Below are 25,864 nucleotides of genomic sequence, written 5' to 3'. Positions count from 1 at the left end.
CGATGAAAAAAAGAGCGCGATTAAACCACAGCCCTGCGCACAGATGCCCCTGCCAATGGGGCCGTTGATCAAACCGGGTTGAAGTTCAACACCACCTCCCAGCCAATGTAGCCACCGCGAGCTCTATCCGCCTGCTTCTGCAAGGTGGCGATGTTTTCAAGAAACATAAGGTTATTGCTGGAAGATTGGCTCAACAAAGAGGTGGTCACGGCAAACGAGTCGGCATTGTCAAAGGCCAGGGTCTTATCCAGCAACTTGAGGTTGTCGTCACGGAAGTGACCAGACGCCAGGTTCATCAATCGCTTGACGTCCAGGCGTTGCTGGTTGCCGATTCGACCGGACACCGGCGCACTGGCGTAAGTGTGGTCCAGAGTGTCGGGGGCTCCGTGAAAGACTTCATGAATCAGATCATCAGCAGGAACGGTGGACGTGAATCCCTCCTTGCGATATTGGTCGTTGAAGTTTTCCGAATAAATCCGCATGAATTTCTTTTGAGCCGCTTTAGTCTCACCGGCATTTATCCATTCCTTGTAGGCAATCGGATTCAGCGCGGCCAGGCTGTTTGTCTTGGTATAGGTGTCGAGTTCGAAGTTATCGGGCGTGATCTTTGCCAAGTCTTTTTTGACATCCTGCAGGGCGGACAGAAATTTTCTGCGACTCTCGGCGGAGTGATCCCCCATGAGCAGTTTCAGGGCGACGCCTGAATCTTTCTCCGATGTCACGTCAGTCAACACTTTAATGGCGTCATCCACTTTTTTCCGGGCAGCCGGCAATGCCTCCTGAAGCAACTTGCGGGTATAGGTTGCGGGCATGATTTTATGCAATCCGGGCAAGCGGAGCGCGTTCAGGAAATGGAAGTTTTGCAGCTTTGGCCCGATAGGCTGGCCACTACGGTTCAATGGGTACCATTGGTCGTTGTGGCGCGTAGCCAGGACGGCGATCGAGTCCGTCGATGACGCCAATGGACGCCAGGTTCCCATGCCGGTGTCTGCACGGTTGGCGGCTTTGACCAAGTCATAGGATTGCGCGCTGCCGGTCAACTTGCGCAGTTGAAACGTGGCGTTTTCCAGAACATTGGTGCCCAATTTCTTGAGCTTCAGCACCTTCACGCCCTTGCGCAACAAGGCGGGAATGCCGTCCAACGGATTGAACACGCTGTTCAACAAGCCGACGCCCACTTTTGCCATGCTGGCGGCCTTTGCCGCGATGGAAGCGGTTTTAGCGGCAATGCTGACCACCTTGGCGACCGCGCCGACCACCAGCAGCAGTGTCATGGCCGCCTCAATGGTGCACGACGCCCAACCTTCTGCCCGGCGATCCGGATCGTCCGAAAGGATGTCCTGGATGCACGACTTGAACGGGACAATGAAGTTGAGCGCTGTGTCGATAATGCCATCGTACTCGGCCCGCAACCGCTCCAGTTTGGTCTGTCCCCAGCACTCTTTTGACAGCTCGTCATAGGTCGCAAGGGGACGGTGTTTCTGAATGAAGGCTGCAAGCTCGTTGAACTCGCCACTGTCAAAACTTTGGTAATAACTGCGCGGCTGGCGGGTTGAGTGTGTGGCGGCCACGGGAAGAATGGCGAGTTTTTCAATCACACCAATGCTGGCGGGTTGGATGCCGGGGTTTACGCCGTGGGTATAGCACTCGATATCAGTCGGTAAATGATAAGTGGCAGAAGGAGGGCCGTAGCGATTCGCACTGCCAGAGAAATCCGTGCGTGGGGCCTGGTTCAACAAGCCGTTACGGCTGATCACTTCGGCGAGCGCGGGGTTTTCGCGGCAGACGCCGTGCAGTGTGAACAGTTCGTAGCAATACAACTTGTTCTCGTAGTAAGCACCGACCACCACACCATAACGTCCGGTCGCGGCATCTTTGTCGGCCTGGTTTTCCTTGTAGCCTAGTTGGGTGAACTCGGTGACCGTGTGAGTGATTAACTTAAACGGGTTCAACGAGAATGTATTGTCCGGCTTGGGGATGACCGCGACTGAAGGCCGGACGGTGAACAGCGACACCTGTCCTTTTAACAATCGCTGGCGATCAAGCGGTGGCAGTGTCGCAAAAGCCAGTTTGAAACTGCTGCTCATGGCTTCCGAGAATTGGGTGTGAGCCCGATTGAACAAACGATCGAATTCGGGTCTCAACCGATGGGTTTCATTATTGATAAACGGATAAATGTCATAGAGGCTGTCGTCCGCCAAATCCCATTCCCGGGAGCCGAGTTCATTGGCCATCAACAACTCAACCAACGACATCGGCTCTGATGTGGCAAAGCCCGGGCGAGCGGCGTGTGGGCTCTTTTTGCGCAGAATCTCATCTTCAACAAAATCGCAATCAGGGGCTGTAACTTTCAGCAGTCTTAACGCGATGTCCCGCCGTGTCGGGAATTTTTTCGACAACTGGGTCTGGATGTCGACGAGGTGTCCAAGGTGCTTTTCATAAGCCGAAGTTGCAGTGGCCACGGCCGTGGCGTGGGCGTTCTGCACATCGGTCAGTGTGACAATGCCGTTGAGCAGGGCCCAGTCGAGCAGGGGGTCGATGGCGAGCACGCTGTTGAGGGTTGTCAGCGCTTCATCCGCCCAATCAATCGTTGCCATTTTTTTGATGTGTGCATACGTCATCAGGCGGGAAGAGCCCGGCGCGTTGAATTCCACCATCGCCACGCCACGACAAAACTCAACCCATTGCGGTGTACCCAGCAGCAGGGTCGGAGGCACGTCTTTGACCAGGAACTCAGGCGCGGTGCCGGCTAGCAACAAATGGGCGGCGAGAGGCGCGGTCTGTTCGCTAACGCCGGCCTTGGCAACTAGATGACTCTCCAACGCGGTGCGAACGGCAGCAAAAGAGTGTTCAACATGCTCAGTGGCGTAGAGATTAAACCCGGCAACATGATTGCGCGGTTCCGCTTCGCCAATGGAAGGGTGCAGGTCCAGGAGTACCGCTGTGAGCATCACCTGCTGCCGATACCCATCGGATATCGGCTCATCGCTCGATGCGCCATACCACCCTAGTTCGTTGATATAGCCTTCGGCCCAAGAGGCCGCGATGGAGTGGGACGCGAGTGTCTGCAGATGTTCATCGGCGTCGGATCGGCTGATGGTCGAGATGTCCCGCCCCAAGGCAACTTGCGACAGGTGATCCAGCAGCGTTCCTGGCCCCTGAATGTGACGCTGAGTCAGGGCCTTGATTTGGCGGCGCTGGGTGTCATTCAGGCTGATCGGGCTGTCGGTGGCGATCGAGAGCATGTCCCAATAGTTACCCAGTAGCGGACTTTTCGGCAGATTCAGCTCCAGCAACGTGATGAGGCGTTGGGTCTGCTCGGCTGTTTTGGGGATGGGATGCTCGTGGAAACTGAACCATTGCGTCAGGCTGACCCGGTCGTCGAGCGTCACCGCGCCACCCAGTGCCGCCGCCATTTCGGCGAGGGTTTTCAGGTCATCGTCCAGTTCGGGGTCCAGTTGGGTGCGGCTGGTCAGGTCGTAGGTGAAGTTCGGAGTCTGTGCGGTGATGTGCCCGTTCTCTGCAACTTGAAACACCGCGTCTTCGGCTAATTGGTGCCTGCTCAGGATCCGTTTAAAGGCGTCTTTGCTGACCATTCGCTTTAACAGCTCAATGCCGGGCACCATCGAGCTTTCAAGGCTTGAATCGCGCTCCAGGGAAATAACTGGCAGGGTCCAGGCAGGGGCGAATCCTGTGTTGTCATCAGCCAATATGGTTTTCAATCGGCTGATGACTTCCTGTCGCTCGCTGTCATTGCTGCTTGTGGGATCGACATCGTTGTTGGAAGGGCTGATGGGGCGCGAAAGGTGTCGCTCGGTGAGCGTGCTGTTGCTTGTGTTATTCATTTTGAGTCCATTCATTAAGTTTGAAAAAAGTGAAGGAGGGCCCTCATGCCAGGCCTCCCGATGAAACAGGGGTTTAGAGCCTGTTCAGGTAAATCGGCACTGGCCGGTTGATAGCGCCCTGGCGAGCGGCTTGCAGCGCGGCACTCATGGCCGACAGGTTCTCGGCAAAGTTCGCCGGGTGGGTTTCCAGCTGACTCAATAGCGAGGTGAATACTGTCAAGGAGTCCGCGTTGTTCCGGGCCTGGGCGCGGTCGTGGTAGCGGGTCGCAACCCCTTCGTCGGCGATCGGATGATGCCCGTTGGCCAGGTTCAGCAGCGGCGCCACGTCCAGCTGTTGATAGCGCGAATCGGTGTTCGGCAACGGCAGGGCGTAGCTCAGGTCATCGATGCTGCTGGCGTGGAGCAGGGTTCGAATCAAATCATCGGCAATCACGCCTTCGTTCAGGTGGTGCTCGCGGAAGCGTTCGTTGAGGTCGGCGCAGTCGACGCGCAGGAATTGTTTCTCCCGTTGCAACGGGCCGGCGTTTTTCCATACCTGGAACTCACTGAGGTCCAAGGTGAGCATTTCGTTGGCACTGTCTGCTTCATCCAGCAGGAAATTACCCAGGTCCACCGCACCGCAGTACGACTTTTGCGCCATCAGAACGTTATTGACCGCTTCGATTGAGCTGCCACCCAGCAATAGCCTGGCGAGGGCGTCGACATCGACTTTCCTGTTCGCCTGGGCCAGTACCCTGACGGCGGCGTCCATTTTTCGGCGGGCGCTCGACAGGGCATTTTCAATCACCGTGCTGGTGTAGAGGGCCGGCAATTGTTTGTCGAAACGCGGTAAGCGGATCTCGCCGACCCGGCGGAAATTTTTCAACGACTCGCCCCATGGCCGGCCAAAGCGATTGAGTGCGTGCCATTGATTGTTGCGGCTACGGCAGGCCCAGGCGTTAACGGATTCGCTGCTGTCCTTGGGAATCCAGGTCCCTTGCACGAGATCGGAGCGTTTCGACGCTTTGACCAGGTCATAGGAGTCGGCCATTTTGGTCAGCCGGTGCACCTGCATCCTGGCTTTCGTCACGGCGTCCATGCCCACCAGGTTCAAGCGCAGGCCACCTTTGAGGAGCGCCTTCGCACCGATGCTGGCGTAAGAACGCAAACCATCCAGCGGATTGAAAGTCCCGATCGCCAGGATGACCAGCTCTTTGGCAATGCTGGCGATCCTGGAGCAGGAGGAAACGGTCTTGGACATGATGCCGGCGATATTCGACGCCGCTCCGGCAACACCGCCGATGACCGCGATGGCATCCATGATGCAACCAAAGATGCCTTGCGCGACCCGTACCCGTTCCCCGGAACGAATTTCCGCGATGCAGGAGCGGAAGGGGATGATCAGGTTGAGCATGAACTCGGTCCGTTCTTCATTCTTGCGGATCAACTTTTCGAGCCGGGTTTGCCCCAAGGCGATTTCTTTCAGCTCGGCGTAAGTGGCGAGAGGACGATGGCGGGCGATGAAGTGGGCGATGCGTTCCAGGTTCGGGTAGTGGAAGCGTTGATAGACGCCTTTCTTGTCAATGGTCGTCTCAATGGGGGCCGCCAGTACCGCCAGTTTGTCGAGGACGACTTCACTGGACACTTTGCGGTTCGGTACGCTGCCGTGCGTGTAGTTGGTGATGTCCAGGGGCATGGCGCTCAGTTGCGCGGGTTTCATGGCGCGATTCAGGTCGCCAGTGAAGTCGATCCGGGCGCGGTTTTTGTGCAGCGCCGCTTGACTGATCGCCGCACCAAGCGCTGGGTTTTTCAGGCATTGGCCATGCAGGCTGAAGAGCTCAAAACAGGTGGTTTTCCCGCGAAAAGACGCACACATGACCACACCGTAATGACCGGTAGCGGCATCGATCGCTTCCTGGGTTTCAATGCTGGTCAGGTACTCCATGCCGAAGCGGCCATTCAAGGCTACCGGGGCCTTGGCGTCGAACTGCGCCGAGGCGCGCACGGTGTATAAGGTGATTTCGCTGCGTAGCAGGTCTTTCTGATCGGCCTCATCCAACTGCGCCAATGCCAGTTGCAGATTGGTCGCCAACGCGTGTTGCAGTTGCTGCTGATAGGCGCGCACAGGCGCCTCAAAATCACCGGACAGCTTGTTCAGCTCGGGCAACAGCGCGGGGTATTTTTTAAAGAGGTCGTAAGCGGGGTCGTTCCATTGCTGGCGAACCAGGTCGCCGGACATGTGTAGCTCGACCATCGACATTTTCTGGTTTTCAAACATCTCGTCAGCGGCATAAGGCACGACCGGCTGATACTGCCAAGCGGTCCCGGCGTGGGTCAGGAATTCTTTTTCCAGGTCATCGCTATCCGGCAGGATCGCTTGCAGTTGCGCCAGGGCGAGCGCCCGGCGACTCGGGGGCGGCGTGGCAAACGTGGTGGCGGCCTGGTTCAACTGCTCCAGGAATGCGTGGTACGCCGTAGACGCTTCTTGCAGTGCTCCGGCGCTGTGGCGTTGCAATGCCGCCCGTGTGATCACGCTGTTCAGCAATGCCCAATCGACAATCGGGTTGATGGCCGCCAAGCCGCTGATTTTTTCCTGGTAAGGACCGACGGGTTCAATGGCCGCGTATTGCATGACCTGCGCAAATGTCATCAAACGCGACGCCCCCCGGACTTGGAGCTCAATCAATGCGACGGTGCGGCTGAACGTCACCCAGGCAATGGAGCCCAAAAGCGGTGAGGACGGTAATTGCTTGATCAGGAACTCCGGCGCGACGTTGGCGAGCAGCAGATGCGCCGCCAGTGGCGCGGCTTGTGCGCCGACCCGCTGGTTGTTCACCAGGTAGGTTTCCAGTTGTTGGCGCACCAGGAAGTGCAGCAAATCAACATTGTCCGGCGAATAAATGTCCAGGCTGCCGAACGGGCTGCGTGCGTCCTGCGTGACAACGGGCGGGTTCAGGTCCAACAGGATTGCCGTGATCAAGAGTTGATCGAGGTCTTCATCGTGGACCGATTCATCAGCGTTGGCGCCAAACCAGGCCAGTCGGGTGATGTAGCGTTTGGCCAATGCCCGGGAAGTGGGATGACTGACGAGCGACTTGAGCATATCCCCGGCGTCGTCCCAAATGACCGGGCGACTGTTCAATGCTTCTTCATACAGTTTGTCGAGTAAGTTTTTTCCTTTAGGCAGGAACTCGGCAGTTAACTTGCGCATGGCGGCCTGTTGATCGGTGGTTAATACCGTTTCACCGTCCTCAGTCGCGAATAGTTGATTCCAATAGTTGCCCAGGTAATCGGCAGAAGGAATATCGAACTCCAGGAAGTCGAGCAGGTTTTTTGTTTGTGCCGGCGTGGTGGGTACATTCAGATCGTGAAACTTCATCCATTGCGATATTTCCACGGTATTGCTGGAGGAGACAATGCCGCCTATTTGTTTGGCAATGTCCGTCAGGCATTTCAGCTGGGCTTGGGTCGAGGCAGAACGGTTAGCCATCTGGGTGATGGGCTCCCAGGCGTCGCCGCGAATGAACAGGCTGCCCTCAGCGTTGACGAAAGCATCGATAAGCGGTTCGCGGAATAGCCGCACGGCATGTTGCTGGATAAGCGGTTCGGCGCTCAGTTTATTCAACAGGATGCTCGCGGGCATGTGCAGTTGATAAAGCGAAGAGCCCGGTTTCAAGTCAATTTCATGCGAGTCCCAGTCAGTCTCTTCAGTGCTGCGCACCGCCTCTTTTAGTTTGAGAATGACCAAGTCTCTTTCGAACTTGTCAGCTTCATTGCGCAGTGTTCTTGCTTGCAGGGTTGCGTCGAAAGAATAGCGGTTGATCGTTTTAAAGGTTGGAGTTGTCACGGTGTTACCTAATATTATTTATGAGGGTGTTCCTTGTTTGGATGTTGTGTATTTTTCGAGAAGGGTTCAAGTTGCTTTATATAAATGGATGTTGCGTTGGGTAGTTTGGTATTCAAACGTATCGGGTGGAAAGTTGAGCAGGCAACGACAAAGTTAAAGTACTTTGTCGTTGCGAGTGTTCAACTTAGGAGGTTATTTAGCCACGGTGCCGGGCAGTGTTCTGCAAAGCGCCTCATCAGCGGGCGGTGCCTGGGTCGGGTAGGTGTCCGGAAGAACCGTGACGGTGGTCGTGGCGACCAAGCCGTCAGCGAATTCAAACTCGAAAAACTCGGCGCCCCAGCCGGTCTTGGGCGCCTGGTAAGTGGTCTGCAGTTCTGTCGACGCCGGGAACTGCGCGGCGGTGTAGGGCACTGTGCAGTTGTAGCGGAAGTCCCGGGCCTGCGGGTTGTGGGCTGCCCATTTGGTGACCTTGACCGGCAGCTCGGACAACGTCACGTGCAGTCGGGTCGACGTCACGCCCAGGCGCTGTTCCTGCACCTTCAACGTCGGCAGGGGCTTGCCCGCCTGCCGACGCTTGATGTACGGAATCAGGTTCGCCTCAACCAGTGGCCGGACATCGTGGGGGGAGTTGGGCAGGACACGCAGCGCCTTCTCACCCGGCAGCCCCGGGAAGTACAGGCGTGAAGCATCCGGGATGAAGAAGTCATCACCGCTGGCGTTGACGATGTATTTGGGGATGCTCAAGCGGGCGAGATAAGCGGGCGGGTAGGTCGTCGGGTCTTCAACGCGCATCAGCTTGCTGAACGCCGGGGTCTTGCGTTGGGCGATCACGCCTTGGGAGTAGTAGTCGAAGTACGCCAAGGGCCAGTTGCCGCCGTACGCCAGAAACGTCTGGTCAAACACCCGCTCGGTGTTCAGGACATCAATGACAAACGGCGCAATGCTATCGATGCGATGGTCCGCCAGGGCCGCCAGCCATACCGCCCAGCCGCGCTTCGATACACCGGTGGCCAAAAAGCTTTTGGCCTGGCCCGCAGGCGCTTCCTTTTGCGCCAGGTCCATGGCCTTGACCAGCGCTTCCATCATCGGCACATGCAACGAGATGAAAGGCTGGCGCTCCGGTGCCTGCATGAACAGTTTCCAGCTATGGGCGACACTGCCATCTTCGGTGCGCGGCACGGCGTCATCGCTGTAGGTCAGGTACTGGTTCGGTACATTGCTGACCGCCACCACGATTGAACCGGTTTGTCGGGCGATGTTGAGCAATGTCTGTCGGGTAAAGTTGTTGGGCGGGGTGGGTGACTGGCCGGGCAGCGGGTTGTTGACGCCGTCGTTGGCGACCAGTACCGCCCGCGAGCCTTGAACATTGTCGGGAATGTACAGATCGACGTCATGCAGCCACTGCGCCGGGGCGACCTGACCGTCCTGGGCCCAGGCCTGCGACGTCAGCTCAAATCGCCGGATGCTGACGCCGGGCTGTTGCTCCTGGCCCTTATCGGTGTAGCGCAACGGTTGCGACGCCTGGGCCTGGTGATAACACCTCAAGACTTCGCTGAACGCCTGTCCGTTTTGTTCAAAGCATTGTTGGGGATCGTCGGGCGAAGAGGATTGGCAACCATAGCCAGCGATGAGTGCAAGCACCAGCGCGCAGGCCTTCAAGTAACGTGCATAGAGTTCGGTTTGACTCGGCATGGACTCAGTTCCTTATGAGCGGGAATGACCGGTCCAATCAAACTCCATGCGGGCGGGTTCCATCTACTGTCAGACTTGACAGGTGCGACAGGGGCTGAGGTCGAATCAGGCCAGCATACCCTTGACCTTGTCGCGCAACTGATCAATCGAGAACGGCTTGCCAATCACCTGCGTGCCGGTCGCCACCTCGATGCGTTCGGCGTAGCCGCTGGCAAACAGGATCGGCAATTCCGGGCGCAGCATGCGCGCCTGGGTGGCCAATTCACGGCCATCCATCCCCGGCAAGCCGACATCGGTCATCATCAGGTCGATGTACTGGTCTTCGTCATTGAGAAACTCCAGTGCCTTTTCGCTGCCATCGGCTTCCAGCACCTTGAATTCAAGTTCCTCCAGCACATCGACGATCAGCATGCGGACGATGTCGTCGTCTTCGACGACGAGAATGATGGACGAATCGGCGGACATAGTAGGAGCTCTCAAGGTTGGGTTTACGGGTCGGCGGTCGATCGAAATCGCCGGTCTCTTGGTTGAGTAATTGCCGGACCCCGACAAGTTCCCGACCCGATACAAAAAACTATGGTTGTACAAGAACCTGCAAGGATAACGCGCGGCAATGATCAAGCGCAGTTAATTGCAGGAATTTGTCCCCAGAGCTGTCAGAAAATTAGATCAATGCGTCCGTTTTGGGGCAAACTCCTTGGTTTTCAACAGTTCGACAAGGCCTTCCCCATGACCTCTGCGTCTTCGGTTGACGAGCAACGATTCCGCAAACTCCTGAGCCGCAACGTCAGCTTGCCGCTGGGCGTGGGCGTGATCAGTGCGGTTTTCTTTGTGGCGTTGATCACTTACCTGTTGTCCGTCATTCAGTGGGTGGAGCACACCGACCGGGTGATCAATAACGCCAATGAAGCGGTAAAACTGACCGTTGACCTGGAAACCGGCATGCGCGGCTTCCTGCTCAGTGGCGACGAGCACTTCCTGGACCCGTATGAAACGGCCAGGCCGCGAATCGCCGTCGCCCTCAATACCTTGCTCGAACTGACCGCCGACAACCCGGTGCAGACCGACCGTTTGCGCCGTCTCCAGGCCTTGCAAACCGAGTGGGCCGCCTACGCGCAATCGATGATCGATTTGCAGCGCTCCAGCGGCGATTTTCGCGGCGCGATCAAGGCCGGGCGCGGCAAGCGCCTGACCGATGAAATCCGTACGCAGTTCCAGGACGTGATCGACATGGAGCAGCAGTTGCGCACCACGCGCAACGAAGAAGTGCGCCGCACCACGATCTGGAGCATCACCTTGTACCTGGTGTTCGTCGCCGGGATCAGTGCATTGCTGGCTTACATTGGCCGCCGTGACCTGCTCAATCTCTCCCAGAACTACAGCGCCAACCTCGCCGCGCAGCAGAGTGCCGCCGACCGCCTGGAGAAGCAGGCGTGGCTGCGCAGTGGCCAGACCGAACTGGCTGAGCAAGTGCTGGGGCAACTGACCCTGAACTTGCTGGGGCGCAATATCCTGCAATTCTGCGCGCAATACCTCGGGACCGCCGTGGCGGCGATCTATGTGCGTGAAGAACATGGCGGCCTCAAGCGCGTGGCTTCTTATGGTTTGTCCCGCGAGCAGGAAGCGCAGGAACAGTCGGTCTACGACGGCGAAGGGATTATCGGCCAGGCGGTGAAACAAGGCCGGTTGATTCGCCTGGACAACGTGCCAGAAGACTACTTCAAGGTCAGCTCCGGCCTGGGCGAAGGCTTGCCCCACAGTGTGTTGGTGGTGCCGACCAGTGACGACGACCGGGTCAATGGCGTGATCGAACTTGGCTTCCTGCGGACCCTGGACGAGCGCGACATCGAACTGCTCGAACTGATCGCCGGCAACATCGGCACTTCGATCGAAGCGGCGCGCTACCGTCAACGCTTGCAGGAAGTGCTGGCCGAAACCCAGCAGCTCAACGAAGAACTGCAAGTCCAGCAGGAAGAGCTCAAGACCGCGAACGAAGAGCTGGAAGAGCAATCGCGGATTCTCAAGGAATCCCAGGCGCACCTGGAAACCCAGCAAGTGGAGCTGGAGCAGACCAACGAACAGCTCGCCGAGCAAGCACAGATCCTCGCCGACCAGCGCGACGCCATGGATCAGAAGAACACCGAACTCAATCAGGCGCAGATTCAGCTGGAAGACCGCGCCGAAGAATTGCAGCGCTCCAGCAAGTACAAATCCGAATTCCTCGCCAACATGTCCCACGAACTGCGCACGCCGCTGAACAGTTCGTTGATCCTCGCCAAGTTGCTGGCGGAGAACCCGCAGGACAACCTCAGCGCCGAACAGGTCAAGTTCGCCGAGTCGATCTATTCCGCCGGCAATGACTTGCTCAACCTGATCAACGATATTCTGGATATTTCCAAAGTCGAGGCCGGCAAGCTGGACATGCGCCCGGAAAACACCAGCGTCTCTCGTCTGGTGGAGGGCCTGCGCGGCATGTTCGAGCCGATGGCCACGGACAAGAAGCTCGATTTCCAGATCGAGTTGCAGGCCGGTGCGCCGATGATGATCTACACCGACCGCCAGCGCCTGGAACAAGTGATCAAGAACCTGCTGTCGAACGCGGTGAAGTTCACCGAAAAAGGCACCGTCAGCCTGACTGTCGCCAGTCAGCCGGGCGACGGTATCGCCTTTATCGTTCGCGACTCCGGGATCGGTATTGCCGCGGAACAGCAGGAAAGCATCTTCGAAGCCTTCCGCCAGGCAGACGGCACCACCAACCGCCGTTATGGCGGCACCGGGTTGGGCCTGTCGATTTCCCGGGACCTGGCCATGTTGCTCGGCGGTTCGATCAGTGTCACCAGCGAACCGGGGCAGGGCAGTGCGTTCACCCTGGTGTTGCCGCAGCAATACGTCGAGCCGGGTGACGAGCCGGTCGAGCCAATGCGCGCGACGCCGGTCGCCTACACGCCAAAAGCACCGGTCGCGGCGCCGGTACCGCTGATTGCCGAAGTCGATATCCCGCGCTTCGATGATGACCGCGCCAAGGCACCGTTCGCCACGCGCTGCATCCTGGTGGTGGAAGATGAGGTGAATTTCGCCCACATCCTCTACGACCTGGCCCACGAACTGGGTTACCAGTGCCTGGTCGCCCACGGCGCCGATGAAGGGTATGACCTGGCCAGGGAGTTCATCCCCGACGCCATCCTGCTGGACATGCGCCTGCCGGATCATTCGGGGCTGACGGTGTTGCAGCGCCTGAAAGAACACGCCGAAACCCGGCACATCCCGGTGCACATCATCTCGGTCGAAGACCGGGTTGAAGCGGCGATGCACATGGGCGCCATCGGTTATGCGGTCAAGCCGACCACCCGCGAAGAACTCAAGGACGTGTTTGCCCGCCTCGAAGCCAAGCTGACCCAGAAGGTCAAACGGGTGCTGCTGGTGGAAGACGATGATTTGCAGCGCGACAGCATTGCCCGCCTGATCGGCGAAGAAGACATCGAGATCACCGCCGTCGGTTTCGCCCAGGAAGCGCTGGACCGGCTGCGCGAAACGGTCTTCGATTGCATGATCATCGACCTGAAGCTGCCGGACATGCTCGGCAACGATCTGCTCAAGCGCATGTCCACCGAAGACATCTGCTCATTCCCGCCCGTGATCGTCTACACCGGACGCAACCTGACCCGGGATGAAGAGGCCGAGCTGCGCAAGTATTCGCGCTCGATCATCATCAAGGGTGCCCGCTCGCCAGAGCGGTTGCTGGATGAAGTGACACTCTTTCTGCACAAAGTCGAATCCCAGTTGTCCCATGAGCGGCAGAAGATGCTCAAGACCGCGCGCAGTCGCGACAAGGTCTTCGAGGGTCGCAAGGTGCTGCTGGTCGACGACGATGTGCGCAATATCTTCGCCCTGACCAGTGCGCTGGAGCAAAAGGGCGCAGTCGTGGTCATTGGCCGGAATGGTCGTGAGGCGATTGAAAAATTGAATGAAGTCGAAGACATCGACCTGGTGCTGATGGACGTGATGATGCCGGAGATGGACGGTTTCGAGGCCACGACCTTGATCCGCCAGGACCCGCGCTGGCGCAAGCTGCCGATCATCGCCGTCACGGCCAAGGCCATGAAGGACGATCAGGAGCGCTGCCTGGCGGCGGGTTCCAACGATTACCTGGCCAAGCCGATCGACCTCGATCGCCTGTTCTCGCTGATTCGTGTGTGGTTACCGAAGATGGAACGCATCTAGTGGATAGCATTTAGTGGAAAAGAACACCGAAATCGAACTGCGGCTGCTGATCGAGGCGATCTACCTCAAGTACAGCTATGACTTTCGTGACTACTCCGGCGCCTCGATCAAGCGCCGAGTCGCTCATGCCTTGAGTCAGTTCGAGTGCGCGACCATCTCGGCGTTGCAGGAGAAAGTCCTGCACGACCCGACCGCGTTCATGCAGTTGCTGCAGTTGCTGACGATCCCGGTCAGCGAGATGTTCCGTGACCCGTCGCACTTTCTGGCGATCCGTAAGGAAGTGGTACCGCTGCTCAAGACCTATCCGTCGATCAAGATCTGGATTGCCGGGTGCAGCACCGGCGAAGAGGTCTATTCGATGGCGATCCTGTTGCGCGAGGAAGGCTTGCTCGAACGCACGATCATCTACGCCACCGACATCAATCCGCGCTCACTGGAAAAAGCCAAGCAAGGGATTTTCTCCATGGAGAACGTGCGCGCCTACACTTCCAATTACCAGCAGGCCGGTGGCCAGCGCTCGTTTGCCGACTACTACACGGCCGCCTATGGTTACGCGATTTTCGACAAGAGCCTGTGCGAGAACGTGACCTTTGCTGACCATAGCCTGGCGACCGACAGTGTGTTTTCAGAAACTCAATTAATTTCGTGTCGCAACGTATTGATTTACTTCAATAAAAAATTGCAGGATCGAGCGTTTGGCTTGTTTCATGAGTCGCTGTGCCATCGTGGATTCCTGGTGCTGGGCAGCAAGGAAACCCCGGATTTCTCGGCGTTCGGCAAGCAGTTCGAGCCATTGGTCAAACAAGAACGGATCTACCGTAAATCATGAACAACGAAGCCGGTTTGCCGACCGTAGAGGCTATCGTGATCGGCGCTTCGGCTGGCGGAGTCGAGGCGCTGCTGAATATCCTCAGCCCGCTGCGTGAAGGGTTTGCCCTGCCGATCATCGTGGTGCTGCACCTGCCTGACGATCGTCGCAGCCAGTTGACCGAGGTGTTTGCCCGACGGGTTTCACTGCCGGTGCTGGAGGCTGTCGACAAGACGTTGGTCGAAGCCGGGACCCTGTATTTTGCCGCGCCGGGCTATCACCTCTCGGTGGAACAGGACCGCAGTTTCTCGTTGAGCCTGGAGGACCGCGTGCACTATTCGCGGCCGGCCATTGATTTTCTGTTCGAGTCCGCCGCTGATGCTTACGGACCGGCGCTGGCGGCCGTGTTGTTGACCGGTGCCAACCGCGATGGCGCCAACGGTCTGGCCCAGGTCAAGTACCGTGGCGGCCTGACCGTGGTGCAAGACCCGGACGAAGCCCAGGTCGCGACGATGCCCCAGGCGGCGCTGGACTTGCATCAACCTGACCACATTCTCCCTATACGCGGCATCGGCCGTTTGCTTGTCGAGTTGGAACGAATAGCATGCTGAGTGACATCCAAGCCAAACTGCTGATCGTCGACGATCTGCCGGAAAACCTGCTGGCCCTCGAAGCGTTGATCAAGCGCGAAGACCGCATGGTCTACAAGGCGCTGTCGGCGGACGAAGCGCTGTCGTTGTTGCTGCAACACGAATTCGCCATGGCCATTCTTGACGTGCAGATGCCGGGCATGAACGGCTTCGAACTGGCCGAACTGATGCGCGGCACGGAAAAGACCAAGAACATCCCGATTGTCTTCGTCAGCGCTGCTGGCCGTGAGCTGAACTACGCGTTCAAAGGGTACGAAAGCGGTGCCGTGGACTTCTTGCACAAGCCGCTGGATATCCACGCGGTCAAGAGCAAGGTCAATGTGTTCGTCGACCTGTATCGCCAGAGCAAGGCCATGAAGCAACAGGTCGAAGCCCTGGAGCAGAGCCGTCGCGAGCAGGAAGCGCTGCTGAAAAAACTGCAGACCACTCAGAATGACCTGGAGCAGGCCGTGCGCATGCGCGATGACTTTATGTCGATCGTCGCCCACGAAGTGCGCACGCCGCTCAATGGCCTGATCCTCGAAACCCAATTGCGCAAGATGCACCTGGCCCGGGACAACGCAGCGGCGTTTACCCTGGACAAGATGCACGCCATGGTCGACCGCGACGAGCGGCAGATCAAAAGCCTGATCCGCCTGATCGAAGACATGCTCGATGTCTCGCGCATCCGCACCGGCAAACTGTCGATCCGCCCGAGCCGGGTAGATCTGGTGAAACTGGTCGACAACCTGCTGCAAAACTTCGCGCCGCAGGTCGATGCCGCCGAGTCCTCGGTGACGTTCAGCGCCGAAGGGCCGGTGGAAGGGCAGTGGGACGAGTTCCGGATCGAGCAGGTGATTTCCAACTTGCTGACCAACGCCCTGCGCTATGGCGGCAAGGGTCAGATCGATGTGCGGGTGTATTGCCACGAAGGCCAGGCCCGGGTCGAGGTCCAGGACCGCGGCATCGGCATCAGTGAAGAAAACCAGAAGCGTATTTTTCAACAGTTCGAACGGGTTTCAGCCAAGACCGTGATTGCGGGACTTGGGCTCGGGCTCTTTATTTCCGAGCAAATCGTCGCCGCCCATGGCGGATCCATCGTCGTCGAGAGCAGAATCAACGAAGGCGCCTTATTTCGCGTTTGTCTGCCGCTGTAGGAAAGCAGCCAGATAAACGCAACCTCTGAACGACCTCACGGTCGTATCAGCAGCTATTGACCGAACAAAGGCTTCCCATGAGTGAAGATGCGCAAGATGTAGTACTCATTGTCGAGGACGATCCCTCGATTTTGATGGTGTTGTCTGCCTATCTGTCGGGCGAGGGGTATCGGGTGTTGCAGGCCGAAAACGGCGAGCAAGCCTTCGAAATCCTGGCCAGTAAACCGCACCTGGACATGATGATTACCGACTTCCGCCTGCCTGGCGGGATTTCCGGCGTGCAGATCGCCGAGCCCGCGGTCAAGCTGCGACCGGAGCTCAAGGTTATTTTCATCAGCGGTTATCCGCAGGAAATCCGCGAGACCGACAGCCCGATTACCCGCAAGGCGCCGATTCTGGGCAAGCCGTTTGACCTGTATGTGTTGCAGGAATTGATGCAGGAAATGCTGTCCTGAGATCAAAAAACGCCTATCGGTGCATGGCTTGACGGTGAGGGTGATCCCGAAATCGCCTTCGCGGGCAAGCCTCGCTCCTACAGGTTCACGCGCGTCCCGTGTAGGAGCGAGGCTTGCCCGCGAAGGCGTCCGTGAGACCGCCATCGTCGGTAAAACCTCTCGGGCGCTTTAGATTCGAATCATCTCCCGCACCTTCGCCGTCAACAGGTCGAAGGTAAACGGCTTGGTGATCATCTGCATCCCCGGGTCAAGGAAACCACCGCGCACCGCTGCGTGCTCGGCATACCCGGTAATGAACAAGACCTTGAGATCGGGCCGATACTGACGACCGATTTCCGCCAGTTGCCGGCCGTTCATCCCGGGCAACCCAACGTCGCTGATCAACAGATCAATGCGCTGGCCGGAATCCAGGATCGGCACTGCGCTGTCGGCATCGCCAGCCTCGACGAAGGCGTAGCCCAACTCGCTCAACACCGCACTGACCAACACCCGGACCGCCGGGTCGTCTTCGACGATCAGCACCGTCTCACCGTCCTGGGCGAAGGGCGCTTGCTGGATATCCGCGAGCGGATCCTGCGCCAGGTTGCCCATGTAGCGCGGCAGGTAGAGGTTAACCGTGGTGCCGTTGTCGACCTCGCTATGGATCGTGACATGGCCTCGGGACTGCTTGCTGAAACCGTAGATCATCGATAACCCAAGGCCGGTGCCCTGGCCGATGGGTTTGGTCGTGAAGAAGGGATCAAATGCCCGGCTGATGGTGCTTTGCGGCATGCCACAGCCGGTGTCGGTGACGCTCAGCACCACATAATCCCCGGGTTCGAGGTTGCCATGGGATTCGGCGAAACCGGTGTCCAGATGCTGATTGAAGGTGTTCACCACCAATTGGCCGCCGTCGGGCATCGCATCGCGGGCATTGAGCACCAGGTTCAGCAGGGCGCTTTCCAGTTGATTGGGGTCGGCCTCGGCCACCCACAGTTGATCGCTCAACTGCATGTCCAGTTGAATGCTTTCGTTGATGCTGCGCTGCAGCAGTTCGCCCATCGAGGTCACCAGGGCGTTCATCTGCACGGGTTTGGAATCCAGCGACTGGCGGCGGGAAAACGCCAGCAAACGGTGGGTCAGGCCCGCCGCACGGTTGGCCGAAGTGACCCCCAGATCGATCAGGCTGTCGAGGTCGTCGGTGCGCCCGCGAGCCAGGCGTCTTCGCAGCAGCTCCAGGCTGCCGATAATGCCGGTCAGCATGTTGTTGAAGTCATGGGCAATGCCGCCGGTCAATTGGCCGACTGCTTCCATCTTCTGCGACTGGCGCAATGCTTCTTCGTTGTGCCGCAGTTGCGCAGTGCGTTCCTCGACTTGTTGCTCAAGGGTTTCCAGGGTGGTTTGCAGGCGCAACTCGCTTTGGCTCAGGTCGATCAGCCGATCCCTGGCTTCGTACTGTCGTCGTCGCCCGCGCAACGCGGTGGTCACCAGACTGATCAGGGTTACCGGATGGAACGGGCGCTCAAGGAAGGTGACGTTGCCCAGTTGCGGGCCGAAGCGCGACGCCGGGTTGTGTTCCGGGCCGCCGTGATACGTCAGCAGCACAATCGGCAGGTCCGACCAGGCCGGTTGCTGTTCAATCAGGGTGAAGAGGGGTTCCAGGTCACTGCCGAGCAGCGCTTCGGACGAGATCAGCAGCAACCCGGCGCCAAACTCCAGTTCGCGACACAACGCTGGCATGTCACGGCTGATGACGCCGGCGTAACCGGCCTCGTTGAGCATCATCAGCGCAATCTGGCTGTCGCGCCCCAGCGGCGCGAGGATGATCGCGCGCTCGGAGGTCGCTGCCAGCGCCGTCATTTGTCGTCTTCCTTGAGCAGCGGATTGCTGGCGCCCAGGTAGGTCGGCACGCCGCGTAATACACCCTGGAACGCATCCAACGGTTCGCCGATGGTCATGCCGTGGCTGCTGATGCGGTATTCGCGAATGGTTGATTCATGGCTGCCGGTCCGTTTCTTGATGATGGAGATGGCCCGGCGCACTTTGCCCAGGGCTTCGAAGTAGCGCAGCAGAATTACGGTGTCGGCCAGGTAAGTGATATCGACCGGCGCTTGCATGTCACCGACCAGACCATGCTGGGCGACGGTCATGAAGGTCGCGGCGCCTTGGCGGTTGAGGTACAGCAGCAACTCATGCATGTGCAACACCAGGGCGTTTTCTTCGGGCATTGCCGCCTGATAGCCGTTGATGCTGTCGATCACCACAGTCTTGATATTGCGTTCATCGACGCAGCGCCGCACCCGGTGGGAGAACTCGCCAGGGGACAGTTCGGCCGCGTCCACTTGTTCGATCAGCAAGTTGCCGGTGTCTTGCAGGGCCTTGAGATCGATGCCCATGTTTTTCATGCGTTCAAACAGCAGCCCTAGCTCTTCATCGAAGATAAACAGCGCGGCCTTTTCGCCACGGGCCACGGCTGCAGCGGCGAATATCATCGAGATCAGGGATTTGCCGGTACCGGCGGGACCGAGGATCAGCGTGCTGGAGCCGGTTTCGATGCCGCCGCCGAGCAAGGCGTCCATTTCCTTGATGCCGCTGGTCAATTGCGTGCGGATGTACTTGCCGCGATGTTCCGCCGCCACCAGGCGCGGGAACACATGCACGCCGTCGCCCATGATGGTGAAGTCGTGAAAACCACCGCGATATTTCTGGCCACGGTATTTCACCACGCGAATCCGCCGGCGTTCTGCGCCGTAGTTGGGCGTCAGTTCTTCCAGGCGAATCACCCCGTGGGCCACGCTGTGCACGGTTTTATCCAGGGATTCGGTGGTCAGGTCATCCAGCAGCAACACCGTGGCGTCATAGCGCACGAAGTAATGCTTGATGGCCAGGATCTGCCGGCGATAGCGCAAAGAGCTTTGGGCCAGCAGGCGGATTTCCGAGAGGCTGTCGAGGACCACGCGGGTCGGCTTGACTCGCTCTACGACTTCAAAGATCTGTTTGGTGGCTTCGCCCAGCTCCAGGTCCGAGGAATACAGCAAGCTTTGCTGGTGCTCGGCGTTGAGCAGGCTTTCCGGCGGGGTCAGTTCAAAGATGTGGATGTTCTCATCCAGCTCCCAGCCGTGGGACAACGCGCCTTGGCGCAGTTCACGTTCGGTTTCCGACAGGGTGATGTACAACGAGCGCTCGCCGGCTCGGGCTCCGGCGAGGAGAAAATGCAAGGCGACGGTGGTTTTACCGGTTCCGGGTTCACCCTCCAGCAAAAACACATGGCCGCGAGACAATCCACCGGCCAGGATGTCATCCAGACCTTCGATGCCGGTGGCGGCTTTTGCACTGAACAACTCGTTAGATGTAGACAAAAAAAGCCCTCTCATGACTAGGGGAAGCGAGGCAGCAGGCCTGAAATGCCTGAATTGACTGCCTGTTTCTCTTGACCCTTGGCCGTGACGACGGTTCAACCTTTTTTTGCCGGGCGCGATGACGCCTGTGTGACGCCTGCTGACTGTAGGAGCAAGGCTTGCTTGACGCTGCTTTTTTTGTAGCTCGCGATAGCGATCTCACGGACGCCATCGCCGTTCAGCCTTGCTCCTACAGGGACGGTGGCGAGCGTTACAGACCTTGCTGCAACGCCGGATCATCCGGGTTCATCTGCTCCAGTTGCGCCAGCAGAATCTGCACGTTCTGCAACTGGCCGCTTTCCTTCCAGTAATTGATCAACAACACCCGCGCCTTGCGGTCGGCTGGGTGGCGCTGGACGATTTCCTGCAGCTGTTTCTGCGCGGCTTCCAGCTCTTCCTCACCGTGCAGCGTAGTGGCCAGGTCGTAACGGTAATCCTTGTTGTCCGGCTCCAGTTCAACCGCTTTGGAAAGGCCGAGTACCGCGAATTCACTCTGCCCGTGGTGCAGCAACCAGAGGCCGAGGGCATGTTGCAGGAAGGCGGAATCGGGCTGGGCCTTCAACTGTTTGGCCAGCAACTGGCGGGCGGCGTCGGTCTGGCCTTGCTTGTCCAGTACTTCGATTTGCATGACCAGTGCCGGCAGGTTGCCAGGCTCCAACTGCAAGGTGCGCTCCAGCGCTTGTTGCGCCTCCTTCAGTTCGGCGTTGTGCAGGTGCAGCCGTGCCAGCTGATAGTGCGTGTTGGCACTTTCCGGTTCGGCCTTGAGCACCAGTTCCCAGGCATCAATCGCCTGCTGCAATGGACCGAAATACAGGCCCAGATCATCCGGTGACAGCCCCAATAGCGCGTTGACGGCTGCCAAACGCACGGTTTGCTCGCTGTCATCGAGCAACGGCCCCAGCAACAGGCTGCGCTGACCGCTGGGGACCAGGCCGACCACACTTTTGATCGCCGCCACCCGGACATCCGCCGAGCTGTTTTGCAAGTCGGCATCGGCCAGCTTCAAGGCTTGCGGGCTGGGGTAGTTGGGCAACTCGGCGAGGAGCCAGAGCCGGCGTTTGGTCGACAAGTCAGGCCGCGCCAGTTGCTGATAAAGCACCCGCGCCGCCCCCGGTTGACCGGCGCGCGCTTGGGCCAGCGCTTCGCTGTAGCCATGTTTGATCGCCTCCGGCACCACGGGCGTGGTACTGCGCAGGAAAAACCAGGCGAGGGCAATGGCGAACAGGACGCAGAGGCTGATAAGCAGGTAGCGGCGGGACTGGGGCATGCACGGATCCGGGAGCTGGCGAGCTTTTGCAAAGGACGTCAGCTTCGGTCAGGTGCGGCCGTGAGTCAAACCCTGGCTCAGCTCAAGACGTACTCGATGGGTTCGAGGGCCGGCGGCAAATCGGTTTGCCCCAACGCCGCCAGCACTTCGCGCTCCAGGGTGCGCAATATCGCATTACACGGCAAATCGTTCTCATCCAAGCCGAACGGGTCTTCCAGGTCGTCGCCGATCTCGTCGAGGCCAAAAAAGGTGTAACTGACGATGGCGGTGAACACCGGGGTCAGCCAACCCAATGGTTCGGCCATGGCAAACGGCAGCAGGATGCAAAACAGGTAAATGGTGCGGTGCAGCAACAGGGTGTAAGGGAAGGGCAGCGGCGTGCTTTTTATCCGTTCGCAACTGGCCTGGACCTGGCTCAGGCTGACCAGCCGGGATTCCAGTTGGGTGTAGCGCCATTCGCTGATCCGGCCGAGTTCGGCCAGCTCCGAACAGCGGGCGCCGATGCGTTGCAATAGCGCGTCGGGGATGTTCGGGTGCTGATGATCGATGGGCGTGGGCGTCCAGGGGGCGACGGCTTGCCGCTCACTTTCAAAGCGCAGGCGCGCGATCAGGCCATGGGCGAAGCCGCAGAGTTCACGCAACAACAGTTCGCGTTCGTCGGCGTCCATCAGGCCCTGGGTCTGGCGGATCAGCGAGCGCACCTCGATGATCAATTGCCCCAATTGCTTGCGACCTTCCCACCAGCGGTCGTAACACGCGTTGTTGCGAAAACTCATGAAGATCGACAGCGACAACCCCAGCAGGGTGAAGGGCGTGGCATTGACCTTGGAGAAGTAGGCCGGGTGCCAGGTTTCCACCAGCACAATCACCGACGCGAGCAGGGTCACCAACAGGCTGCGCAAGGCAATGCGCTTGGCAATCGAGCCTTTGAGGGAGAACAGGATGCCGATCAGGTTCGGCTTGGGACGTACGATCATGGGGGCGGGGCTTTTTCGAGTGACGCTTTCGCAGCGTTTAAAGCCTAGGGGCCGGGCCGGTTTCTGTCCAATCGCTATGGCTGACAGGGTTATCGAGCGCATCTATCGCGGGCGGCTGGCTGATCATCGAATTTGCCTACAACTCCCGTCGACTTTTTAACCTGTCGGGGTCTTGAAGCAGTGACTACGCTTGCTTGAGATGACCCGATGAGTTCGCCTATGCAACCGTTTCTTCACTACTTCAAGATGCTGCTCAATCCCGGCCAAGGGGGCTTGCTGTTTGCCTTGCGAACCATTGCCGCCGGTTTGCTGACCTTGTACCTGGCGTTCCTGTTCGACCTCGACCAGCCCAAGTGGTCGATCATGGCGGTGGTCATCGTCAGCCAGCCGTCGGGTGGCATGGCGTTGGCCCGCAGCTTCGGCCAGGTTATCGGCACCACGATGGGCGCGGTCGTCGCGGTGCTGATCATGGCGATTTTCCCCCAGGCCCCGCTGCCCTTCATTATTACCCTGGCCCTGTGGCTGGCGTTGTGCACCGCTGGCGGTACGTTGTTGCGCTACACCAGTTCCCAGGCCTTTGTGCTCAGCGGCTACACGGCCGTTGTTGTGGCGCTGCTGTCGGTGCCGGACCAGGACGGCACGTTCCTGCTGGCCGTCACACGGGTCACCGAGACACTGTTGGCGGTGGCTTGCGTGTGCGTGGTCAGCCTCCTGACCGCACGCCCGGAGACGGTGGCGCGCAACTATTTCGCCAAGGTCGACGAGGTGATCAAGCTGCTTGCGACCCACGCGGCGGCGGTCATCCGCACCGAAGAAAGCGAAGCCGATTTCCACCGTCGGCAGATGCAACTGTTGGGCGAGATCAGTGCGCTGGAAGGGTTGCGTCGGCATTTGTACTTCGATGCGCCTCGCCTGCGCAGTGCCAACGGCCTGGTGCAGATGCTGGGTAATCAGCTGGTGCTGCTGACCTCACGACTGACGGCGTTGCGCCACCAGCGAGAGCTGCTGGCCGAGCGCTGGCAAGGCGCATTGCCCGAAGAAATCGAGCTGTTGCGCGCCGAAGAACTGGCTTTTCTCGATGAATTGGCGATTCAGGGGCGCGCATTGTCGACCGAGGCGCGCCAGCATTTCGTCTCACTGCAACACCGCTTCGACAGCCAGGCTTACAAGGCCGAGCAGCTCACCGAAACCATGACCGCCACCTTGCGCTCACTGGCCTGGGCGTTGCGTTGGGAGCAGGCGCGGTTGCTTCAGCAACTGGAGCAGATTCTGGAACTCAGCGATGCGATTCAGGAGGGGCGCGAAGCCAGTTGCGTGTTTCGCGGGCAGGAGAATCCATTGCATCTGGATTTCACCCTGGCGGCGATGAACGCCATTCGCGCCTTTATCGCGTTGGTGGTGGCTGGATTGATCTGGATCGAAACCGGCTGGGACGGCGCCCGTGGCGGAATGGTGCTGGTGGGCATTCTCTGTTCGCTGATGGCGACGTTCCCGCGACCGCTGCTGGCCGCCCAGAGTTATGCGAGGGGGCTGGTCATGGCGCTGATCGCTTCGGCGCTCTACCTGTTCATGCTGTTCCCGATGATCAGCCATTTCGAGTTGTTGGCGTTGCTGTTGGTGCCGCTGCTGTACGCCGTGGCGATCGGGCTGACCACGCCGCCCACCACCGGGACGGCCATTGGCCTGGGGCTCACGACATTCCTGTTGTTGGGGCCGCAAAACATCGGGATCGGCCAGAACACGGCGATCCAGTGGTTCGAGTTCGCCGCCGCGTACACCTGCGCCACCGTGCTGGCACTGAGTGTCTACGCGCTGATCTTCCCGTTCAGACCGGTTTTACGGATGCGCCGGTTGTTCAATGAGAGCTGTGAACAGGTCTACGCGTTACTTAAGACGCCAGCCACCGATGAGCAGCAATTTGCCTTTGAAAGCCGTATGGTCGACCGCCTGACCATGATGCTCGGCTTGCTGCCGGCGATTACCGAGCAGCGCTCCCGGGAGTTGTTCGAAGTCAGCCTGGGTTGCATGGCGCTGGGCGTGGCGTTGAACCAGCTCAGGCAGCAAGGGCGCAACCATGCGCTGCTGAGTACCGATCAACAAAACCGTTTGCTGGCGGCGGTCCGTGAGACCGGGCGGTTGATTGCCGGACGGCCCGGGATCGATCTTGAGCGCCTGCTCGCCAACTTGCGCAGCCTGGGGGATGAAATGGATGACCTGCATCTGGATGTTCATGAGCAGTTGTGGTCCGTATTCCGGATGCGCGTTTCGTTGCTGATCGTGGTGTCGTTTCTACAGCGCTACCGCGGCTACTTTCAACCTGCCGACACGGAAGGAGTACCAGCCCTTGCCCATTGATCTGGAATTGGGCGGTGTCTATCTGCCGCCAATCGCCCAGGCCCTGTTGCTGGCCTTGCCGATTTTTCTGCTGCTGGACTGGCTCCTGAGGCGCCTGGGTGTTTTGCGTTTCGTCTGGCATGAAGCGCTGTTTGAAGGGGCGTTGTATGCCTGCGTTTGCGCCACGCTGATCCTGGTCATGGGAGCCTGATGCCTTGAAGAAGATCCTTGCCCGACTCGCGACCGTCGCGTTGGTGTTGCTGGCGTTCATCCTCGGCTGGTTTGCCTGGGAGCATTACACCCGCGCGCCCTGGACCCGGGATGCCCGGGTGAGGGCGGATGTGGTGACCTTGTCGGCCGACGTCGCGGGACGCATCGTCAGCCTGGGCGTGCAGGACAACCAGCATGTGGAGAAAGGGCAACTGCTGCTGGAGATCGATCCGGCGCGCTACAGCCTGGCGGTGGAGCGGGCCAAGCGTTCCGTGGAAGTCTCGAAAGCGACGCTTGGCCAATCTCAGGCTTCAATTGTGTCCAGCGAAGCGCTGCTCAAGCAGCGTCAAAGCGAAGAACAGCGGCGGCGCAAGTTGAAACAGGGTTTCGCGATTTCCGGTGAGGAGTGGGAAAAATCCAGCACTGAGGTCGCCGTGGCCCAGGCCGAGTTGTTACGCAATCAGGCTAACCTCGGGCTGGCCCAGGCCAATGTGCAACTGGCCATCGCCGCGTTGACCCAGGCCGAACTCGATTTGCAACGTACCCGGGTCGAAGCGCCGGTCAGCGGTTACGTCACCAACCTGCTGACCCGCCAGGGCGACTACGCCACGGCCGGTGGCGCGCTGCTGGCGTTGGTGGATAGCGACTCGTTTTATGTCAGCGGTTACTTTGAAGAAACCAAACTGCCGCGCATCGAGGAGGGGGACCGGGTTCGAATCGAGTTGATGAGCGGCGAAACCTTCGGCGGCACGGTGCAAAGCATCGCCTTCGCTATTGCAGACCGGGAGAACGCCCCGGGTGGGCGGTTGCTGGCCAACATCAACCCCAGTTACACGTGGGTCAAATTGGCGCAACGGGTGCCGGTGCGGATAGAGATCGATGCTGATTACGCAGCCAAAAACCGCTTGCGGGCTGGCACGACGGCCACAGTAACCGTCATGGAAAACCACAAGACAGACGAACACCGCTAATCCCTTATTGGAACGGGCATTTGTGGCGAGGGGGCTTGCCCCCGTTGGGTCGCGAAGCGGCCCCAAAATATGTAGCCGAGATCTGTCAGACACAC

16 protein-coding genes are annotated in these 25,864 nt (G+C 59.0%); 8 read left to right on the top strand and 8 right to left on the bottom strand.

Annotation, left to right across the window (positions count from 1 at the left end; genetic code table 11):
* Nucleotides 1-68: 68 nt before the first annotated feature.
* The 4 genes from ACY4LX_RS19020 to ACY4LX_RS19005 form a co-directional block, all read right to left on the bottom strand.
* Nucleotides 69-3,845, bottom strand: a complete 3,777-nt coding sequence (locus ACY4LX_RS19020) for a hypothetical protein (RefSeq protein WP_463257433.1) — start codon at nt 3,843-3,845, stop codon at nt 69-71.
* A gap of 73 nt (nt 3,846-3,918) precedes the next feature.
* Entirely contained in the window at nt 3,919-7,449 is a 3,531-nt protein-coding gene (locus ACY4LX_RS19015) for a hypothetical protein (protein WP_463257432.1), read from the bottom strand.
* 414 nt (nt 7,450-7,863) lie between these two features.
* A complete protein-coding gene (locus ACY4LX_RS19010) occupies nt 7,864-9,363 on the bottom strand; it encodes a PhoPQ-activated protein PqaA family protein (protein ID WP_463257431.1) in 1,500 nt (499 codons plus the stop codon).
* A 105-nt stretch (nt 9,364-9,468) separates the two neighbouring features.
* Nucleotides 9,469-9,828: a response regulator gene (locus ACY4LX_RS19005; protein ID WP_463257430.1), complete on the bottom strand. Its 360-nt coding sequence runs from the start codon at nt 9,826-9,828 to the stop codon at nt 9,469-9,471.
* Nucleotides 9,829-10,092: 264 nt separating this feature from the next.
* On the opposite strand from ACY4LX_RS19005, the gene ACY4LX_RS19000 reads away from it, so the two are divergent.
* The 5 genes from ACY4LX_RS19000 (at nt 10,093) to ACY4LX_RS18980 (ending at nt 16,633) form a co-directional block, all read left to right on the top strand.
* Complete coding sequence (locus ACY4LX_RS19000; RefSeq protein ID WP_463257429.1) at nt 10,093-13,584, top strand: response regulator; 3,492 nt, start codon at nt 10,093-10,095, stop codon at nt 13,582-13,584.
* 13 nt (nt 13,585-13,597) lie between these two features.
* Complete coding sequence (locus ACY4LX_RS18995) at nt 13,598-14,413, top strand: CheR family methyltransferase (RefSeq protein WP_149660339.1); 816 nt, start codon at nt 13,598-13,600, stop codon at nt 14,411-14,413.
* Nucleotides 14,410-15,003: a chemotaxis protein CheB gene (locus ACY4LX_RS18990; RefSeq protein ID WP_149660340.1), complete on the top strand. Its 594-nt coding sequence runs from the start codon at nt 14,410-14,412 to the stop codon at nt 15,001-15,003. Before ACY4LX_RS18995 ends, ACY4LX_RS18990 begins: the two co-directional genes overlap by 4 nt.
* The gene (locus ACY4LX_RS18985) at nt 14,997-16,178 is read left to right on the top strand and encodes a hybrid sensor histidine kinase/response regulator (RefSeq protein WP_463257428.1); all 1,182 of its coding nucleotides are present in this window, start codon (nt 14,997-14,999) and stop codon (nt 16,176-16,178) included. The genes ACY4LX_RS18990 and ACY4LX_RS18985 overlap by 7 nt, the downstream gene beginning before the upstream one ends.
* A 77-nt stretch (nt 16,179-16,255) precedes the next feature.
* Nucleotides 16,256-16,633 carry a response regulator gene (locus ACY4LX_RS18980; protein WP_149660342.1) on the top strand — a complete coding sequence of 126 codons (378 nt, stop codon included), beginning with the start codon at nt 16,256-16,258 and terminating at the stop codon, nt 16,631-16,633.
* A gap of 168 nt (nt 16,634-16,801) precedes the next feature.
* On the opposite strand, the gene ACY4LX_RS18975 is transcribed toward ACY4LX_RS18980, so the two are convergent.
* From ACY4LX_RS18975 to ACY4LX_RS18960, 4 genes are all read right to left on the bottom strand, one after another.
* On the bottom strand, nt 16,802-18,472 hold the full coding sequence (locus ACY4LX_RS18975; protein WP_463257427.1) for an ATP-binding protein: 1,671 nt from the start codon (nt 18,470-18,472) through the stop codon (nt 16,802-16,804).
* Complete coding sequence (locus tag ACY4LX_RS18970) at nt 18,469-19,971, bottom strand: ATPase domain-containing protein (RefSeq protein WP_149660344.1); 1,503 nt, start codon at nt 19,969-19,971, stop codon at nt 18,469-18,471. The genes ACY4LX_RS18975 and ACY4LX_RS18970 overlap by 4 nt, the downstream gene beginning before the upstream one ends.
* Before the next feature lie 250 nt (nt 19,972-20,221).
* Nucleotides 20,222-21,277 (bottom strand): tetratricopeptide repeat protein, encoded by a 1,056-nt coding sequence (locus tag ACY4LX_RS18965; RefSeq protein ID WP_149660345.1) that lies wholly within the window; start codon nt 21,275-21,277, stop codon nt 20,222-20,224.
* Nucleotides 21,278-21,354: 77 nt separating this feature from the next.
* The gene (locus ACY4LX_RS18960; RefSeq protein WP_463257426.1) at nt 21,355-22,254 is read right to left on the bottom strand and encodes a bestrophin family protein; all 900 of its coding nucleotides are present in this window, start codon (nt 22,252-22,254) and stop codon (nt 21,355-21,357) included.
* 207 nt (nt 22,255-22,461) lie between these two features.
* Between ACY4LX_RS18960 and ACY4LX_RS18955 the strand changes: the two genes are divergently transcribed.
* Genes ACY4LX_RS18955 through ACY4LX_RS18945 form a run of 3 tightly spaced genes read left to right on the top strand, consistent with a single transcriptional unit; the run spans nt 22,462 to nt 25,769 of the window.
* Nucleotides 22,462-24,609, top strand: coding sequence for an FUSC family protein (locus ACY4LX_RS18955; protein WP_463257425.1), 2,148 nt, complete (start codon nt 22,462-22,464; stop codon nt 24,607-24,609).
* A complete protein-coding gene (locus ACY4LX_RS18950) occupies nt 24,599-24,799 on the top strand; it encodes a DUF1656 domain-containing protein (protein WP_133839750.1) in 201 nt (66 codons plus the stop codon). The genes ACY4LX_RS18955 and ACY4LX_RS18950 overlap by 11 nt, the downstream gene beginning before the upstream one ends.
* Nucleotides 24,800-24,803: 4 nt before the next feature.
* Nucleotides 24,804-25,769 carry an HlyD family efflux transporter periplasmic adaptor subunit gene (locus ACY4LX_RS18945; protein ID WP_463257424.1) on the top strand — a complete coding sequence of 322 codons (966 nt, stop codon included), beginning with the start codon at nt 24,804-24,806 and terminating at the stop codon, nt 25,767-25,769.
* Nucleotides 25,770-25,864: the final 95 nt, after the last annotated feature.

It is taken from the genome of Pseudomonas sp. Emmai, assembly GCF_055179735.1.
The sequence above is the reverse complement of the archived record's forward strand: the minus strand, read 5'-3'. Positions and strand labels throughout refer to the sequence as shown.

What these genes read in the sequence shown, in the direction of transcription:
- ACY4LX_RS18955 (WP_463257425.1), top strand. Translation starts at nt 22,462, where the DNA reads ATGAGTTCGCCTATGCAACCGTTTCTTCACTACTTCAAGATGCTGCTC.
- ACY4LX_RS18990 (WP_149660340.1), top strand. Translation starts at nt 14,410, where the DNA reads ATGAACAACGAAGCCGGTTTGCCGACCGTAGAGGCTATCGTGATCGGC.
- ACY4LX_RS18965 (WP_149660345.1), bottom strand. Translation starts at nt 21,277, where the DNA reads ATGCCCCAGTCCCGCCGCTACCTGCTTATCAGCCTCTGCGTCCTGTTC.
- ACY4LX_RS19010 (WP_463257431.1), bottom strand. Translation starts at nt 9,363, where the DNA reads ATGCCGAGTCAAACCGAACTCTATGCACGTTACTTGAAGGCCTGCGCG.
- ACY4LX_RS19000 (WP_463257429.1), top strand. Translation starts at nt 10,093, where the DNA reads ATGACCTCTGCGTCTTCGGTTGACGAGCAACGATTCCGCAAACTCCTG.
- ACY4LX_RS19005 (WP_463257430.1), bottom strand. Translation starts at nt 9,828, where the DNA reads ATGTCCGCCGATTCGTCCATCATTCTCGTCGTCGAAGACGACGACATC.
- ACY4LX_RS18985 (WP_463257428.1), top strand. Translation starts at nt 14,997, where the DNA reads ATGCTGAGTGACATCCAAGCCAAACTGCTGATCGTCGACGATCTGCCG.
- ACY4LX_RS18980 (WP_149660342.1), top strand. Translation starts at nt 16,256, where the DNA reads ATGAGTGAAGATGCGCAAGATGTAGTACTCATTGTCGAGGACGATCCC.
- ACY4LX_RS18975 (WP_463257427.1), bottom strand. Translation starts at nt 18,472, where the DNA reads ATGACGGCGCTGGCAGCGACCTCCGAGCGCGCGATCATCCTCGCGCCG.
- ACY4LX_RS19020 (WP_463257433.1), bottom strand. Translation starts at nt 3,845, where the DNA reads ATGAATAACACAAGCAACAGCACGCTCACCGAGCGACACCTTTCGCGC.
- ACY4LX_RS18960 (WP_463257426.1), bottom strand. Translation starts at nt 22,254, where the DNA reads ATGATCGTACGTCCCAAGCCGAACCTGATCGGCATCCTGTTCTCCCTC.